Annotated in this window: 14 protein-coding genes; 10 read left to right on the forward strand and 4 right to left on the reverse strand. The window is 72.7% G+C overall.

Going from position 1 to position 16013, the window contains the following annotated elements:
- Positions 1-208 precede the first annotated feature (208 nt).
- Together ACFTWP_RS02285 and ACFTWP_RS02290 are read left to right on the forward strand one after the other, a co-directional pair.
- Positions 209-1645, forward strand: a complete 1437-nt coding sequence (locus tag ACFTWP_RS02285) for an NtaA/DmoA family FMN-dependent monooxygenase (protein WP_380261745.1) — start codon at positions 209-211, stop codon at positions 1643-1645.
- On the forward strand, positions 1642-2862 hold the full coding sequence (locus ACFTWP_RS02290) for an LLM class flavin-dependent oxidoreductase (protein WP_380261747.1): 1221 nt from the start codon (positions 1642-1644) through the stop codon (positions 2860-2862). Before ACFTWP_RS02285 ends, ACFTWP_RS02290 begins: the two co-directional genes overlap by 4 nt.
- A 147-nt stretch (positions 2863-3009) precedes the next feature.
- Here the strand turns inward: ACFTWP_RS02290 and ACFTWP_RS02295 are convergent, their stop codons facing one another.
- The 4 genes from ACFTWP_RS02295 to ACFTWP_RS02310 form a co-directional block, all read right to left on the reverse strand.
- Positions 3010-4563 carry an NCS1 family nucleobase:cation symporter-1 gene (locus ACFTWP_RS02295; protein WP_380261749.1) on the reverse strand — a complete coding sequence of 518 codons (1554 nt, stop codon included), beginning with the start codon at positions 4561-4563 and terminating at the stop codon, positions 3010-3012.
- Between the two features lie 184 nt (positions 4564-4747).
- Positions 4748-5758, reverse strand: a complete 1011-nt coding sequence (locus tag ACFTWP_RS02300) for a TIGR03842 family LLM class F420-dependent oxidoreductase (RefSeq protein ID WP_380261751.1) — start codon at positions 5756-5758, stop codon at positions 4748-4750.
- Positions 5759-5852: 94 nt separating this feature from the next.
- Complete coding sequence (hydA, locus tag ACFTWP_RS02305; RefSeq protein WP_380261753.1) at positions 5853-7253, reverse strand: dihydropyrimidinase; 1401 nt, start codon at positions 7251-7253, stop codon at positions 5853-5855.
- Positions 7254-7269: 16 nt separating this feature from the next.
- Positions 7270-8112, reverse strand: coding sequence for a nitrilase-related carbon-nitrogen hydrolase (locus ACFTWP_RS02310; RefSeq protein WP_380261755.1), 843 nt, complete (start codon positions 8110-8112; stop codon positions 7270-7272).
- Positions 8113-8823: 711 nt separating this feature from the next.
- On the opposite strand from ACFTWP_RS02310, the gene ACFTWP_RS02315 reads away from it, so the two are divergent.
- The 8 genes from ACFTWP_RS02315 to ACFTWP_RS02350 all read left to right on the forward strand — a co-directional run.
- Positions 8824-9312, forward strand: a complete 489-nt coding sequence (locus tag ACFTWP_RS02315; protein WP_380261757.1) for a cysteine dioxygenase — start codon at positions 8824-8826, stop codon at positions 9310-9312.
- Complete coding sequence (locus tag ACFTWP_RS02320; RefSeq protein ID WP_380261759.1) at positions 9306-9692, forward strand: rhodanese-like domain-containing protein; 387 nt, start codon at positions 9306-9308, stop codon at positions 9690-9692. The genes ACFTWP_RS02315 and ACFTWP_RS02320 overlap by 7 nt, the downstream gene beginning before the upstream one ends.
- Positions 9693-10025: 333 nt before the next feature.
- Positions 10026-11165 carry an ABC transporter ATP-binding protein gene (locus ACFTWP_RS02325; protein ID WP_380261761.1) on the forward strand — a complete coding sequence of 380 codons (1140 nt, stop codon included), beginning with the start codon at positions 10026-10028 and terminating at the stop codon, positions 11163-11165.
- Positions 11155-11823, forward strand: a complete 669-nt coding sequence (locus ACFTWP_RS02330) for an ABC transporter permease (RefSeq protein WP_380261763.1) — start codon at positions 11155-11157, stop codon at positions 11821-11823. The genes ACFTWP_RS02325 and ACFTWP_RS02330 overlap by 11 nt, the downstream gene beginning before the upstream one ends.
- Positions 11820-12497: an ABC transporter permease gene (locus ACFTWP_RS02335; protein WP_380261765.1), complete on the forward strand. Its 678-nt coding sequence runs from the start codon at positions 11820-11822 to the stop codon at positions 12495-12497. Before ACFTWP_RS02330 ends, ACFTWP_RS02335 begins: the two co-directional genes overlap by 4 nt.
- A 56-nt stretch (positions 12498-12553) precedes the next feature.
- Positions 12554-13504, forward strand: a complete 951-nt coding sequence (locus tag ACFTWP_RS02340; protein WP_380261767.1) for an ABC transporter substrate-binding protein — start codon at positions 12554-12556, stop codon at positions 13502-13504.
- Positions 13505-13644: 140 nt separating this feature from the next.
- On the forward strand, positions 13645-14181 hold the full coding sequence (locus tag ACFTWP_RS02345) for a hypothetical protein (RefSeq protein ID WP_380261769.1): 537 nt from the start codon (positions 13645-13647) through the stop codon (positions 14179-14181).
- 678 nt (positions 14182-14859) lie between these two features.
- Positions 14860-16013 (forward strand): chitinase (locus ACFTWP_RS02350; RefSeq protein WP_380261771.1); only part of this gene is annotated, 1154 nt, incomplete at its 3' end.

Here is a 16013-nt window from a genome sequence, read left to right on the forward strand (position 1 = left end):
GACCGGCCTCACATCCGACCCGATTGACCTTCACACAGGTGTGAGGGTTCAACCATGGCCGCCATGAGCACCCGGTGCGCGGCGAGTCGGCGACGATCCAGGCGATCGGCGCCCCACCCACGTCGATCCCGCTCACCCGGACCACCGCCGCGCGGCGGCGCAGGCGGCCCCGGGCCGTTCCGAGCGGACCGCCGCCGACCCGTACCGGATGTCCACCGACCGCTGCCCGAGGAGACCGCCTGCCGTGCCCGTGAAACAGACTCCCGTGCCCGTGAAACAGATCCATCTCGCCGCTCAACTCCCCAGCGTCCAGCACACCGTGGTCTGGTCGGACCCCCGCGCGGGCAGCCAGATCGCCTTCGACTCGTTCGCCCGGCTCGCCCGTACCGCCGAGCGCGGCAGGTTCGACTTCTTCTTCCTCTCCGAGGGCCTGCGGCTGCGCGAGCACAAGGGGCAGGTGCACGACCTCGACGTGGTGGGCCGGCCCGAGTCGCTCACCGTGCTGAGCGCGCTCTCCGCCGTCACCACCCATCTCGGCCTGGCCGCGACGGTCAACTCCACCTTCAACGAGCCCTACGAGGTGGCCCGGCGGCTGGCCACCCTGGACCACCTGAGCGGGGGCCGGGCCGCCTGGAACGTGGTGACCAGCCACGACGCCTTCACCGGTGAGAACTTCCGGCGCGGCGGCTTCCTCGACGAGGCCGACCGCTACACCCGGGCCGCCGAGTTCCTGCAGGCGGCGCGGGTGCTCTGGGACAGCTGGCGGCCTGGCGACTTCCGGACGGACGCGGCCTCCGGCGAGTTCATCGGTGCCGGGGCGGGCGGGTTCGAGCACCGGGGCCGGCACTTCGACATAGCCGGGCGGTTCAGCACGCCTCCCGGACCGCAGGGCCACCCGGTGATCATCCAGGCCGGGGACTCCCCCGAGGGCCGCGAGTTCGCGGCCTCCGACGCCGACGTCATCTTCAGCCGGCACGGCGACCCGGCCGGCGGCCGGGCCTTCTACCGGGACGTCAAGCGGCGGCTCGCCGCGTACGGTCGCGCCCCCGGGGACTTGAAGATCATCCCCTCGGTCTCCTACGTCCTGGGCGACACCGCCGCCGAGGCCGCCGAGCGCGCCGCCGAGATCGCCCGCGCCCAGGTCGGCCCGCAGACGGCGCTGATGCTGCTGGAGGCGGCCTGGGGCCGGGACCTCTCGGGGTACGACCCGGACGGGCCGCTGCCGGACATCGACCCGCTGCCCGACGGCGTCACCGAGGGGCACTCGCAGTTCCGCAAGGGGCGCGAGGAGACCGTCCGCCGCTGGCGGAGGATCGCGGAGGCCGGCGGGCTCAGCATCCGCGGCCTGGTCACCGAGGTCTCCGCGCGGCCGACCTTCGTCGGGACTCCGCGCCAAGTGGCCGACGCCATGAACGAGTTCGTGCAGAGCGACGCCGCCGACGGCTTCATCTTCGCCCCGCACCTGGTGCCCGACGGGCTGGACGACCTGGTCGACAAGGTCGTCCCGCTGCTCCAGGAGATGGGCGTCCACCGCACCGAGTACACCGGCGGCACGCTCCGCGACCACCTCGGTCTGCGACCGCACCGCGGCGCGGCGGCCGGCCGTGACGGCGTGACCGGACGCACCGAGAGGGAGGCATCGTGACGCGGCTCCACCTCGCGGTCGCGCTGGACGGCACCGGCTGGCACCCCGCGGCCTGGCGGGAGCCGGGGGCCCGGCCCGCCGAGATCCTGACCGCCCGGTACTGGGCCGACCTGGTCACCGAGGCCGAACGCGGCCTGCTCGACTTCGTCACCTTCGAGGACGCCCTGGGCCTGCAGACCTCCGCCTTCCACCTGCCGGACGACCGGACCGACCACGTCAGGGGCCGACTGGACGCCGTCCTGCTGGCCGCCGCGCTGGCCCCGCTGACCTCGCACATCGGGCTGGTCCCGACCACCAACGTCACCCACACCGAGCCGTTCCACCTGGCCGCCGGCATCGCCTCGCTGGACCACGCGAGCCGGGGCCGGGCGGGCTGGCGTCCGCAGATCACCTCACGCGCCGCCGACGCGGCCCACTTCGGCCGGCGCACCACCCCGCAGCTGACCGACGAGGACGTCCTCGACTCGGAGCTGATCGCCGCCCGGCTGCGCGAACTGTTCGACGAGGCGGGGGAGGTGGTGGAGGTGGTCCGCCTGCTCTGGGACAGCTGGGAGGACGACGCGGAGATCCGGGACGCCCCGACGGGCCGGTTCATCGACCGCGCCAAGGTGCACCACGTCGACTTCGAGGGGCGGCACTTCAGCATCCGGGGCCCGTCGATCACACCCCGCCCGCCGCAGGGCCGGCCGGTGGTGGCCGTCCTCGCGCACGCGAGCACGCCGTACGAGCTGGCCGCCGACGGGGCCGACGTCGTGTTCGTCACGCCGCAGTCCCGCGCGGACGCCGTGACCAGGCTCGGCGAGTTCGGGCAGGCGCGACAGCGGTCCGACCGGCCCGCCGACGACCGGATCGCGGTCTTCGCCGACCTGGTGGTCTTCCTGGACGCCGAACCGGGCCGGGCCGCCGGGCGCAAGCGCCGCTTGGACGAGCTGGACGACAGCGTGTTCGGCTCGGACGCGGCGGTCTTCACCGGCACCCCGGGCGAGTTGGCCGACCTGCTGCTGGAGTGGCGGGAGGTCGGCCTGGACGGCTTCCGGCTGCGTCCGGGCGGGCTGCCGCACGACCTCACCGCCATCACCCGCGGCCTGGTGCCGGAGCTCCAGCGGCGCGGGGCGTTCCGCACCGCCTACGAGGCCGACAGCCTGCGCGGACTGCTCGGCCTCCCCCGCCCCGCCAACCGTCATGCGCGGGCCGGTACCGCCGGGCCGGCGCAGTAGTCCGCCTCCCCGAAGCGTGCGGCGGCGGTGCGGCGCCGGCGGGCCGGCAGCGAGCGGACCGGGGGTGGACCCGGACCGGACCTCGCCGTCGCCGCCGCACTTACCCGGGGGCGGGGCCGACGGACCACCGGCGGCCCCGCCCCCGATTCATGCCCTGCCGCGGCGGGTGCCCGCGCCGAGGACGAGGTACAGGGCGAGGGAGGAGGTGACGCCCACCGCCCAGCCGTAGTCGGCGAGCGGCTTGAGGATGGGGATCAGGCCGTCGGCGGGGAAGGGGCCGCCGTAGGAGCCGCCGACGGCGAGCAGGCCGCCGACGACGAGGGCGGTGACGGCGCGCCAGTTCCAGCCGCCCGCGTACCAGTAGGCGCCGTGCGGGCGGTAGAGGTCGGCGAGGTCCAGCGAAGTCCGGCGCAGGATCCAGTAGTCGGCGATGAGGATGCCGGCCACGGTGCCCAGCAGGCCGCCGACGACGCCGAGCCAGGTGAAGATGTAGACGTGCGGGTCGGAGATCAGCTTCCACGGCATGATGACGATCCCGACCACGCCCGTGATCAGCGCTCCGGTACGGAAGTCGACCCACTTCGGCAGCAGGTTGGCCAGGTCGTAGGCCGGGCTCACCACGTTGGCGGCGATGTTCACCGACAGGGTGGCGACCAGGACGGTGAACAGGGCGAAGAGGATGCCGGCGGTGTTGTCCATCTTGGCGGCGAGCGCGATCGGGTCCCAGATCGGCTCGCCGTAGACGGCCTGCGAGCCGGAGGTGACGAGCACCGAGAGCAGGGCGAAGAGGGTCATGGTGGTGGGCAGGCCGAGGGCCTGGCCGCGGATCTGGGCCTTCTGGGAGCCGCCGAAGCGGGTGAAGTCGGGGATGTTCAGCGACAGCGTCGACCAGAAGCCGATCATGCCCATCAGGGCGGGGAAGAAGACCTTCCAGAAGTCGCCGTCCCAGCCGAGCCTGGAGGGCTGGTCCAGCAGCGGCCCGAAGCCGCCCGCCTTGACCGAGATCCACACCAGCAGTGCGAGAGCGCCGACGATGACGAACGGCGCGGCCCAGTTCTCGAACCGGCGCAGCGTCTCCATGCCGCGGGCGATGACGGCCATCTCGACGGCCCAGAAGATCAGGAACGACAGCCACTGCGTCCACGGATGGCCGCCGACGTGCGCGGCGGTGAGCCAGTCGTCGCCGATGAGCTTGCCGGCGAGCAGGAAGATGCCCTCGCCGCCGATCCAGGTCTGGATGCCGAACCAGGCGCAGGCGACGGCGGCCCGGATCAGCGCCGGCAGGTTGGCGCCGCGCAGCCCGAAGGACGCGCGGGCGAACACCGGGAAGGGGATCCCGTACTTCGTGCCCGCATGGCCGGTGAGCAGCATCGGCACCAGCACGACGAGGTTCGCCAGCGCGATCGTCAGGACGGCCTGTTTCCAGTCCATGCCGAGCGCGACCAGGCCCGAAGCCAGCGTCCAGGACGGGATGTTGTGGGCCATGCCGACCCAGAGCGCCAGGAAGTTGTAGGTGGTCCAGGTGCGCCCGGCGACGGGCACGGGCAGCAGGTCGTCGTTGGTGAAGCCGTCGGGCGCGGGCGCCACGGCGGTGTCGAGTTCGATCCGGCCGTCCGGGTGGAGGAGTTGGCCGGTGGCCGGCCTGCCGGCCGGGCTCGGGGAGGGATCGCCGCCGGGCCTGCCGGCCGCTATCTCGGTCACGGGCACCACCTGTCTCGGGTGTGGGGGTTCGGTGCGGGTGCGAGCCCGAGCGCGGCCGCCATCGCGGCCGCGCTCGGCGTGCTGGGGACGCGTCCTGCCGCCGGACGGGCCATGGGGCCGGCGGCAGTTCGGTCATGGGAGTTCGGCCGCGGGGCCGGTCACGGGAGTCCGACGGCGGGGCCGGTCACAGGTGCGGGATCACGTCGCTGCCGTACGCGTCGATGGTCTGCTCGACCGCGTCGTGCATCGCGTAGAGCGCGAACTGGTCGACGCCCAGGGCCCGCAGGCGTTCCAGCTTCTCGATCTGGGCGGCGGGGGTGCCGATCAGGCAGAAGCGGTCGACGATCTCGTCCGGCACGAAGGCGGTGTCGGGGTTCCCGGCCCGGCCGTGGTGGCTGTAGTCGTAGCCGTGCCGGTCCTTGATGTACGCGGTGAGCGCCTCGGGCACCAGGTCGGAGTGCTCGCCGTAGTGGTCGACCAGGTCGGCCACGTGGTTTCCCACCATGCCGCCGAACCAGCGGCACTGCTCGCGGGCGTGGGCGAACGCCTCGGGTGAGTCGTCGGCCGTGACGTACGCGGGCGCGGCCACGCAGATGGTGAGGTCGGCGGGGTCGCGGCCGGCGTCGGCGGCGGCCGTCCGGACGGCCTTGATCATGTACTCGGTGAGGTAGGGGTCGGCGAGTTGCAGGATGAACCCGTCGGCCTGCCGCCCGGTGAGGGCGAGGGCCTTGGGCCCGTACGCGCCCATCCAGACCGGCAGTTCGCCGTCGGTGACCCACGGCAGGTGCATCTCGGTGCCGTCCACCTCGACGGTGCGCCCCTCGGCGAGCTCCTTGATGGCGTGCATGGCCTCGGAGAGCCGGGCCAGGGTGGCGGGTTTGCGGCCGGCCACCCGCATCGCGGAGTCGCCGCGGCCGATGCCGCAGACGGTGCGGTTGCCGTACATGTCGTTGAGCGTGGCGAAGGTGGAGGCGGTCACCTCCCAGGTCCGGGTCGAGGGGTTGGTGACCATGGTGCCGACGCGCAGCCGTTCGGTGGCGGCGAGGATCCGGCTGTGGATGACGAAGGGTTCCTGCCACAGCACGACGGAGTCGAAGGTCCAGCCGTGGCTGAAGCCGGCCTGTTCGGCGCGGACCATGCGCTCGATCAGCAGGCGGGCGGGCGGGTCGGTCTGCAGGACGAGCCCGATGTCCATGAGGGTCCACCAATCCTGGGGGGTGCGGCGGGTGCGCGGTACGGGAGTCCGCCCGGGGCCGGCCCACCGGCCCCGGGGCGGTGGTGTGGTTCGGTCAGGTGAGGTACTGACAGGTGTCGCGGCGCAGGAAGGCGCCGTGGCCGGCCCGGCCGAGCCAGCGGCCGTCGTCCACGACGACGGTGCCGCGCGACAGGACGGTCCGGGCCCGGCCGGTGAGGCGGCGGCCCTCGTACGCCGAGTAGTCGACGTTCATGTGGTGGGTGGCGGCGGAGACGGTCTGCACCGCGGCCGGGTCGTAGATCACCAGGTCGGCGTCGGCGCCGGGCGCGACGGTGCCCTTGCGCGGGTAGAGGCCGAACATCCGGGCCGGGGTGGCGCAGGCGATCTCGATCCAGCGGCGGCGGCTGATCCGGCCGTCGACCACGGCCTGGTGCAGCAGGTCCATCCGGTTCTCCACGCCGGGCAGGCCGTTGGGGATCTTGGAGAAGTCGCCCCGGCCGAGCTCCTTCTGCCCGGCGAAGCAGAACGGGCAGTGGTCGGTGGAGACCACCTGGAGGTCGTTGGTCCGCAGACCGCGCCAGAGCGCGTCCTGGTGCTCCCGCGGGCGCAGCGGCGTGCTGCAGACGTACTTGGCGCCCTCGAAGCCCGGCTCCGCCAGGTTGTCGGTGGAGAGGAAGAGGTACTGCGGGCAGGTCTCGCCGAAGACGTTGTGCCCCTCGTCCCGGGCCCGGGCCAGCTCGGCGAGCGCGGAGGCGGCCGAGACGTGCACGACGTAGAGCGGGCTGCCGGCCACCTGGGCGAGCTTGATGGCGCGGTGGGTGGCCTCGGCCTCCAGCAGTTCGCGCCGCACCTCGCCGTGGTAGCGCGGGTCGGTCTTCCCGGCGGCCAGCGCCTGTTCGACCAGGACGTCGATGGCGATGCCGTTCTCGGCGTGCATCATGATCAGCCCGCCGTTGACGGCGCCGCGCTGCATGGCGCGCAGGATCCGGCCGTCGTCGCTGTAGAAGACGCCCGGGTAGGCCATGAACAGCTTGAAGGAGGTGGACTCGCCGGAGTCGACGAGGCTGTCCATCTCCTTGAGCACCGACTCGTTGACGTCCGAGACGATGGTGTGGAAGCCGTAGTCGACGGCGCAGTTGCCCTCGGCCTTGGCGTGCCAGGCGTCCAGCCCCTCGCGCAGCGAGCCGCCGACCGGCTGGACGGCGAAGTCGACGATGGTGGTGGTGCCGCCCCAGGCGGCGGCCCGGGTGCCGGTCTCGAAGGTGTCGGAGGCGGCGGTGCCGCCGAACGGCAGCTCCATGTGGGTGTGCACGTCCACCCCGCCGGGGATGACGTAGTGCCCGGCGGCGTCGATGACGGTGCCGGTCCAGGCCTCGGCGGTAGTGCTGCCGGTGGCGGCCAGTGCGGCGATCCGGCCGTCCTCGATGAGGACGTCGGCGTGCAGTTCCTCGGCGGCGGTGACGACCAGGCCGCCCCGGACGACTGTGCGGGTCATGGTGTGTCCCCTCCCCTCACGCCTCGCTCAGCGGTCCGTAGGCGTCGGGGCGGCGGTCCCGGTAGAAGGCCCACTGCTGGCGGACCTCCTCGATCTGGCCGAGGTCGAGGTCGCGGACGATCAGCTCCTCCTCCTTGTCGGAGGCCGGCTCGCCGACGAACTGGCCGCGCGGGTCGACGAAGTACGAGGTGCCGTAGAAGTCGTTGTCGCCGTACTCCTCGACGCCGACCCGGTTGATCGCGGCGACGAAGTACTCGTTGGCGACGGCGGCGGCCGGCTGCTCCAGCTGCCAGAGGTAGGCGGAGAGTCCGCGGCTGGTGGCGGAGGGGTTGTAGACGATCTCGGCGCCGGCCAGGCCGAGCGCGCGCCAGCCCTCGGGGAAGTGCCGGTCGTAACAGATGTAGACGCCGACCTTGCCGACGGCGGTCTCGAAGACCGGCCAGCCGAGGTTCCCGGGCTTGAAGTAGTACTTCTCCCAGAAGCCCTTGACCTGCGGGATGTGGTGCTTGCGGTACTTGCCGAGGTAGCTGCCGTCGGCGTCGATCACGGCCGCGGTGTTGTAGTAGACCCCGGGCTGCTCCTCCTCGTAGACCGGGACGACCATGACGAGGTTCAGCTCCCGGGCGAGCGCCTGCATCCGCACCACGGTGGGGCCCTCGGGCACGGCCTCGGCCCAGCGGTAGTGCTCGGGCTCCTGGACCTGGCAGAAGTACGGCGCGTTGAACACCTCCTGGAACCCGATGACCTGGGCGCCCTGGGCGGCGGCCTCCCGGGCGTACCGCTCGTGCAGGTCGATCATGGACTCCTGCTCGCCCGTCCACTTCGTCTGGACGAGGGCCGCACGGACGATTCGAGACATGGGTACCTCCGCAGCTCCGTGGCCCGTCGGGGGAACAGGCCTTCGGTTCGAGGGTCGGCGGGGTGAATCTACGTGCGTAGACCGTAGGCCCGGCCTCCGGGCCCTGACAATACGTCGGACGTAACGCGGCAGGGACGGTCTTGTTAACCGGACACGCAGGAACTCCCGTATCGGATGAAACGGTGATGTACCCCGCCGATGCGGCCGGTACTCATCCGACCCTCCCGCCGCACCCGTCGCCCGGCCGCCGCCCGCCCGCCGGCGGTACCGCGGCAGGGCCGAACGGGCGACCCCGGCGGGCCGTACGGGCGAGCCGGGCGGCCCCGGCGCTGCTCCGAACGGCCCAGGGCCCGTCCGGGCAGTCGGCGGGGCGGCCTTCGACCACGGGGCGACACGCCGTGGACCGGATCGCGGACCCGGCTTGACGTGCGGACGTCTCCTCAGGAACTATCGGCGCATGGAATCCGGCACCACTCTGGTCTGCCGCCTGCACGTCGATCTGCGACGCCAGGCGAGCTCCATGTGTGCCTGTTGACCTTCGACTCCCGGCCGGTCCCCGCCCTGTGACGATCTCCAGGGCCCGCACCGCGCACTCCTGAACCGGCTCCCGCACGCGGTTCGGCAGCAACTCCCGCAGCACTGCTCACCTCCGCCCGGCGCACCCGATCCACGGGTCGCGCCGCCATCCGCCGCCTCCCCGAGGACGACCGCATGAGCCTGGACCTGGCGCACGACCGCGCCCGCGCGCCTCTCTCCCCCAACGCCCTGCGCGAGATCGTCCGCGAACTCGCCGAACAGCCCGAGCAGTGGATCCACAAGGTCCGGCTGGCCACCGACGACCGCTGGTACGAACGCCTGGAGAGCTCCGAGGACCACGAGGTCTGGCTGATCAGCTGGCTGCCCGGACAGTCCACCGGCTTCCACGACCACGGCGGCTCGCGCGGCGCCTTCACCGTCGCACTGGGTGAGCTGGAGGAGCTCTCCCTCCCCAGCGCCGACCAGGGCCTGAAGATCAGGCGACTGCCGGCCGGCACCGACCGCGCCTTCGGCCCCGACTACGTCCACGACGTGCGCAACACCGCCTCCGGCCCGGCCGTCACCCTGCACGCCTACTCACCGCCGCTGAGTGAGATGTCGCACTACGAACTGCGGGCCGGCGGCCTCGTCCGCACCTCCAAGGAAGGACCCGAGCAGTGGTGACCACGATCGACGACCTGGTGGAGCGCTCCCGCGAAGGCGTGCACCGACCCCGGGCCCGCGAGGCCTACGACGCGCAGCAGCAGGGCGCCCTGCTGGTCGACATCCGGCCGGCCGCGCAGCGCGCCGCCGAGGGCGAGATCCCCGACTCCCTGATCATCGAGCGCAACGTGCTGGAGTGGCGGCTCGACCCCACCGGCAGCCACCGCATCCCGGAGGCCACCGGGTACGACCTGGAGATCGTGGTGGTCTGCTCCGAGGGGTACGCCTCCAGCCTGGCCGCCGCCTCGCTGCGCGAACTGGGCCTGCACCGGGCCACCGACCTGGACGGCGGCTTCGTCGGCTGGGCCGCGGCCGGCCTGCCGACCCGGTCGGGCGGCTGACCGCGGCCGGGCCGCGGGGAGTGGCACCGGCCTGCGGGGAGTGACGACCGGCCCGACGGGGTAGACGAGGCGGGTGCCAGGGTTTCACCCGGGGGGGGTGGGCGGGGAGTGGTTCATCGGGGGAGGTCGGGGGAGGACCGGGGGCGATCAACAGTGCCTGGCGGGCGGCGAAGGGGCCGGTCCGCGGCAAATCCAGGACATCAGATGATCGAGATCGTAGCCTGATCAAGGTTTCCGACGGTCCGCACCTGGGCAGCCACGCGGGCGGAGCACGATCGAACGTTTGCCCGAGCAGTTCAGACCAGCGCCGCGGCGCGACAGCTAGGAAGCTCAGTGATCAGATTCGACGGCGCCGGCAAGCGCCACCCGGACGGCACCATCGCCGTCCGGGGCCTCGACCTCGACGTACCGACCGGACGGATAACCGTGCTGGTCGGACCGTCCGGCTGCGGCAAGACCACCCTCCTGCGGATGGTCAACCGGATGGTCGAGCCGACCTCGGGGCGGGTGCTGCTGGACGGCACGGACGTCGCCGAACTGGACGCGGCCAAGCTGCGCCGCGGGATCGGCTACGTCATCCAGCAGGCCGGGCTCTTCCCGCACCGCCGGGTGATCGACAACATCGCCACCGTGCCCTACCTGCTGGGCTGGGACCGCAAGAAGGCCCGCGCCCGGGCCGCCGAACTCCTCGAACTGGTCGGGCTCGCACCGGAGACCGCCAGGCGCTACCCCTTCCAGCTCTCCGGCGGGCAGCAGCAACGCGTGGGCGTGGCAAGGGCACTGGCCGCCGACCCGCCGGTCCTGCTGATGGACGAACCGTTCAGCGCGGTCGACCCGGTGGTCCGCGCCGTCCTCCAGGACGAACTACTGCGCCTGCAGTCCGAGTTGAACAAGACCGTGCTCTTCGTCACGCACGACATCGAGGAGGCCGTCAAGCTCGGCGACCAGGTCGTGGTGCTGCGCGAGCACGGGCAGGTCGCCCAACTCGCCGACCCGCACACCCTGCTGACCGCCCCCGTCGACGAGGGCGTGGCAGCCTTCCTCGGCCGTGACCGCGGCCTGCGCGGGCTCGGCCTGCGCCCGGCCTCGACCGTCACCACCCGCCCGCTGGCCGACGGACTGCGCTACGGCAGCTGGGAGTTGACGCTGGACGACACCCGCCGCCCGATCGGCTGGATCGACCGCGCCGCGGACGCCGCCCTGCTGCCCGCCGCCGGGTACCGGCCCGCCACGGACACCCTGCGCGCGGCCCTGGACGCCGCCGTACTGTCCCCCGTCGGCGTGGCCGTCGCCCTGGACGCCGAGGGCCGCGCCACCGGGACCGCGACCCGGGAGGCCGTCCTGGCGGCCCTCTCCGCCGGCCTGCCGGGTGCAACGGCACCCACCGGCGGCCCGGCGAGCGCCCCGGCCCCGGCTCCGGCTCCGGACTCCGGACCGAGCGCCACCCCGGACGGAGCGCCCGGTGGACGGTGAACCCCTGGTCCGCTGGTACTGGATCGGCGATCACCTGGGCTACCTGGGCGGTCTGCTGGCCGACCACGCCGTGATCGCCCTGGTGCCCGTCCTGATCGGCCTGCTGCTCGCGCTGCCGCTCGGCCTCGCCTGCGCCCGGTACCCCCGGCTGTACCAGCCGCTGGCCGCCGTCTTCAACATCGTCTACGCGCTGCCCTCGCTGGCGGTGTTCGTGGTGCTGATCCCGTACACCGGGCTGGCCACCCGGGCCACCGTCATGATCCCGCTCACCTTCTACGCCGTCGCCGTCCTGCTGCCGACCACGGTGGACGGGCTGCGCGCGGTACCGGATCCCGTCCGGCAGGCCGCGACCGCGATGGGCTACGGGCCCTGGCACCGGCTCGCCGCCGTCGAACTGCCCGCCAGCGTGCCGTACCTGGTGGCGGGGCTGCGGGTCGCGGCGGTCTCCAGCATCTCGCTGGCCAGCGTCGGCGCGCTGGTGGGCCGCGGCGGGCTCGGGTACCTGTTCATCGACGGGTTCCAGCGCACCTTCCCGACCCCCATCGTCGCCGGGATCGTGCTGACCGCGGCCCTGGCACTGGCCACCGACCTCGTCCTGGTGACGGCCCGTCGGGTACTGGCGCCCTGGGCCGTCCGCGAGAAGGCGGTGACCTCGTGAACTGGCTCTCCTGGCTCGGTGACTTCTTCGGATCGCCGGACCGCCGCAGCGGCCCGGACGCCATCCTGAACCGGATCGCCGAGCACCTCGCCCTCTCGGCCGAGGCCCTGCTCTACGCCTCGCTGCTCGCCGTCCCGCTCGGCCTGCTGATCGGCTACACCGGCCGCGGCGTCACCGTGGTGACCGCGGTGTCCGGCGCCACCCGCGCGCTGCCCACCCTCGGGCTGGTGACCCTGGCGGTGCTGCTCGCCGGCGTCGGCGACACCGCCGTGCTCCTGCCGCTCGTCGCCCTCGCCGCGCCGCCGCTGCTGGTGGCCGCCGTCGAGGGCGTGCGCAGCACCGACCCCGACGTGCGGGACGCGGCCCGCGGGGTCGGCATGACCCATCGCCAGGTACTGCTCGGGGTCTGCCTGCCGTCGGCGCTGCCGGCCCTGATCGCGGGGCTGCGGACCGCCACCGTCCAGGTCATCGCGACCGCCACGGTGGCCGCGTACGTGGGCCTCGGCGGCCTCGGCCGGTACGTCATCGACGGCCTGGCCACCCGCGACTACGCGGTGACCGTCGGCGGCGCGCTGCTGGTGGTGCTGCTCGCGGTCGCCGCCCAGCTGTTCTTCGCCCTGCTCGCCCGCTACGCACTGCCACCGGGCATCCGGGCGCAGCGACCGAAAAACTGACCTCCCGTCGGCCTTGCCGACGGTCCTCGCCATCCCTTCCGAAAGGCTTCCCCCCGATGTCGATCACCTCACGTGCCAGAGCGCCCCGCCGCCTCCTCGCCGCCGCCACGCTCACCGCCCTCGCGCTCGGCGCGGCCGCCTGCGGCTCCTCCGGCGGCGACCCGCTCGCCTCGCCGTCCTCGGCCGGCGCGGCGGCGCCGAGCTCGGCCGCCGGTTCCGGCGGGACCGTGGTGGTCGGCTCGGCGAACTTCCCCGAGAACGTGCTGCTCGGCTCCATCTACTCGCAGGCGCTCAAGGCCAAGGGCGTCAAGGTCGAGGAGAAGTTCAACATCGGCAGCCGCGAGGTGCTGTACGGGCAGATCCAGAACGGCAGCCTGACCGTCCTGCCCGAGTACAACGGCGCCCTGCTGGGCTACCTGGACGCCAAGTCCACCGCGGCGACGAAGGAGGAGGTCAACGCGGCGCTGGCGAAGACGCTGCCCGCCTCGCTGGCGATCCTGGACTCCTCCACCGCCGAGGACAAGGACTCGCTGACCGTCAGCCAGGAGACCGCCGACAAGTTCGGCCTGAAGAGCGTCAGCGACCTGGCGCCGCAGGCCGCGAACTTCGTCATCGGCGGCCCGCCGGAGTTCAAGTCCCGCCGTGAGGCGCAGTTCAAGGACGTCTACGGGCTCGGCTTCAAGGAGTGGAAGCCGACCGGCGAGACCACCGCGAACGCGATCAAGGACGGCACGATCCAGGTCGGCAACGTGTTCACCACCGACCCGAAGATCCTCCAGCTGAAGCTCGTGGCGCTGGCCGACCCGAAGAACCTCTTCGGCGCGCAGAACGTCACCCCGCTGGTGAACAAGGCGGGCGTCGACGCGACCGCGACCGCCGCCCTGAACGCGGTCTCGGCGAAGCTCGACACCGCCGGTCTGACGGCGCTGATGAAGCGGGTCGCCATCGACAAGGAGGACCCGTCGGCGGTCGCGAAGGACTGGCTGAAGTCCAACGGACTGGGCTGACCCACCGCTCGGCCCGCCGGCGTCCCCGGCGGGCCGAGCCCCCTCCCGGGGCCGCCGGCCCCGGGCGCGGTCGCCCACGCCCGGATCACGAGATCGTCACGACCCGTGACGACCCAGCGCGGACATGACACCGTAAGGCGATGCGCACACGCCTCCTCGCCGCCACACTCACGGCAGCGGCCGCCCTCACCCTGACGGCCTGTTCCAGCAGCGGTACCCCCGCCGCGTCCGCCCCGTCGAACGCCGCCCCCGCGTCCTCGGCCCCCGCCGCACCGACCGCCTCCGCTGGCGCCCCCGCACCGGGCGGCGACACGGCCACCGCGCCGGCACCCGCCGATCCCACCGCCGCGGACCCGGCCGCACCGCCGGCCACCGCCAAGGCCTCACCGCCGGCCGACGCCGGGCTGCCGCCCAAGCCGGACGCCGCCCTCGTCGCGAAGCTCGTCGGCGCCCTCGACGCCATCGACCCCGACATCGTCGCGGGCGACCCGGAGAAGGCGGTCGAGCGCGCCAGGAGCGAGTGCCAGGACATCTACCGGTACCCCAAGGACCGGGCCAAGCTGGCCGATCTGACGAACCAGCGCTTCACCACCAAGAACCACCCGGCGGGCTTCGGCCCCGAACAGGCCGCGAAGATCATCGACGCCGTCCGCGGCACCGTCTGCCCCGCCTCCTGACCGATCCCCCTCCCTGTCGGTCCTCTCCCCGCCGGTCCTCTCCCCGCCGACCCCGTCCCTGCCGACCGACGGGACGGGCGGCGCGGCCGTCGTGGGTGGCGAGCGCCACCTCGCCACCCACCCGGGACGGCCGCAGACGACGGCGGGCGCCGCCCGTTCGGCACCGGACGGTGAGTCGGTGCGCTCCCGACCCACGGGTCCGCGGATCCCGCGGACCCGCAGGTCCGCACGCCCGCGCGGAGCGCGGGCCACCGGGGTCGCCCGACGGGAGCGGCGGCACCCGAGGAGCTCAGCCGCCCGTACGGCGACGGCCCGGTCCGCCGTGGTCGCTCGCGGGACGGATCACCGCCGGCGGGGGCGGGCGTCTCGCGACCGATATCGGCCCAGGGCGCACCACAAGGCTTCGATGACGAACTGTTAGGAGTCTTGACAGACAGGTGGTCTAGTCCAACTATAGGCGTTGTCCATCCGACCGGGATGCACTGTGGGGGTGTGACCACCGGCCGGCGGGGCTTGCCCTGCCCGTTTCCCGACCACCCCCGACCCGCACGGCGACCGTGCCCCTGCACCGCCGTCCGCCCCGGTGCCTCCATGACCCGGGCGCCCGGCCACGGCTTCGGCCGAGACCGGACAACTGTCACCAACTGTCAACGTCAAAACGTCTGTTGGAGAACACACATGCGCCTGCGCAAAACCGTCCAGGCCATCGTGGCCACCTGTGCCACGCTGGTCGCGTCAGCCGGCCTGATCACGGTGGGAACAGCCTCCGCCGAGGCCGCGACCCCACTGCCCACCCGGATCTTCGCCCCCTACTTCGAGGCCTGGACCGGTGAGAGCCCGGCCACGCTGGCCGCCCAGTCCGGCGCCAAGAACCTCACCCTGGCGTTCCTGCAGACCGCCTCCAAGGGCTCCTGCACGCCGTTGTGGAACGGCGACGCCTCGATGCCGGTGGCGCAGTCCACCTTCGGCGCCGACATCGCCACCATCCGCGCCAACGGCCGCGACGTCATCCCGTCCTTCGGCGGCTTCACCGCGGACAACACGGGCACCGAACTCGCCGACAGCTGCACCGACGTGAACCAGATCGCGGCCGCCTTCGAGAAGGTCATCACGACCTACGACATCAGCCGGATCGACCTCGACATCGAGGACAACTCGCTGACCAACAGCGGCGGCATCGACCGCCGCAACAAGGCGATCAAGCTGGTCCAGGACTGGGCGGCGGCCAACGGCCGCTCCATCCAGTTCTCCTACACCCTGCCGACCACCACCAGCGGGCTGGCCGACAACGGGCTCAACGTCCTCCAGAACGCGATCGCCAACAACGCGCGGATCGACGTCGTCAACCAGATGACGTTCGACTACTACGACAACGCCTCGCACAACATGGCGACCGACACCCAGACCGCCACCACCGGTCTGTACAACCAGCTCGCCCAGCTCTACCCGAACAAGACCTCGGCGCAGCTGTGGGGTTCGATCGGCATCATCGAGATGCTCGGCATCGACGACTTCGGCCCGGCCGAGACCTTCACGGTCGCCAACGCCACCACGGTCTACAACTGGGCGCTCTCCAAGGGCGTCAACACGCTCTCCTTCTGGGCCCTCCAGCGTGACAACGGCGGCTGCGTCGGGCAGGCCGGCAAGGACAACTGCTCGGGGATCAGCCAGGGCACCTGGGACTTCACCCACATCTTCGCGCCCTACACCAGCGGCACCACCACGCCGGTCAACGACTTCTCGGTGACTGCCTCCCCGGCCGCCGGTTCGGTCGTCGCGGGCTCGGCCACCACGGCCAGCATCGCCACCGCCGTCACCTCCGGCGCCGCCCA

The organism is Kitasatospora sp. NPDC057015 (assembly GCF_042673745.1).
GTDB lineage: Bacteria > Actinomycetota > Actinomycetes > Streptomycetales > Streptomycetaceae > Kitasatospora.

Coding starts and splice junctions, on each gene's coding strand:
- ACFTWP_RS02285 (WP_380261745.1), top strand. CDS start 209: ATGTCCACCGACCGCTGCCCGAGGAGACCGCCTGCCGTGCCCGTGAAA.
- ACFTWP_RS02300 (WP_380261751.1), bottom strand. CDS start 5,758: ATGGACATCGGGCTCGTCCTGCAGACCGACCCGCCCGCCCGCCTGCTG.
- hydA (WP_380261753.1), bottom strand. CDS start 7,253: ATGACCCGCACAGTCGTCCGGGGCGGCCTGGTCGTCACCGCCGCCGAG.
- ACFTWP_RS02310 (WP_380261755.1), bottom strand. CDS start 8,112: ATGTCTCGAATCGTCCGTGCGGCCCTCGTCCAGACGAAGTGGACGGGC.
- ACFTWP_RS02315 (WP_380261757.1), top strand. CDS start 8,824: ATGAGCCTGGACCTGGCGCACGACCGCGCCCGCGCGCCTCTCTCCCCC.
- ACFTWP_RS02340 (WP_380261767.1), top strand. CDS start 12,554: ATGTCGATCACCTCACGTGCCAGAGCGCCCCGCCGCCTCCTCGCCGCC.
- ACFTWP_RS02345 (WP_380261769.1), top strand. CDS start 13,645: ATGCGCACACGCCTCCTCGCCGCCACACTCACGGCAGCGGCCGCCCTC.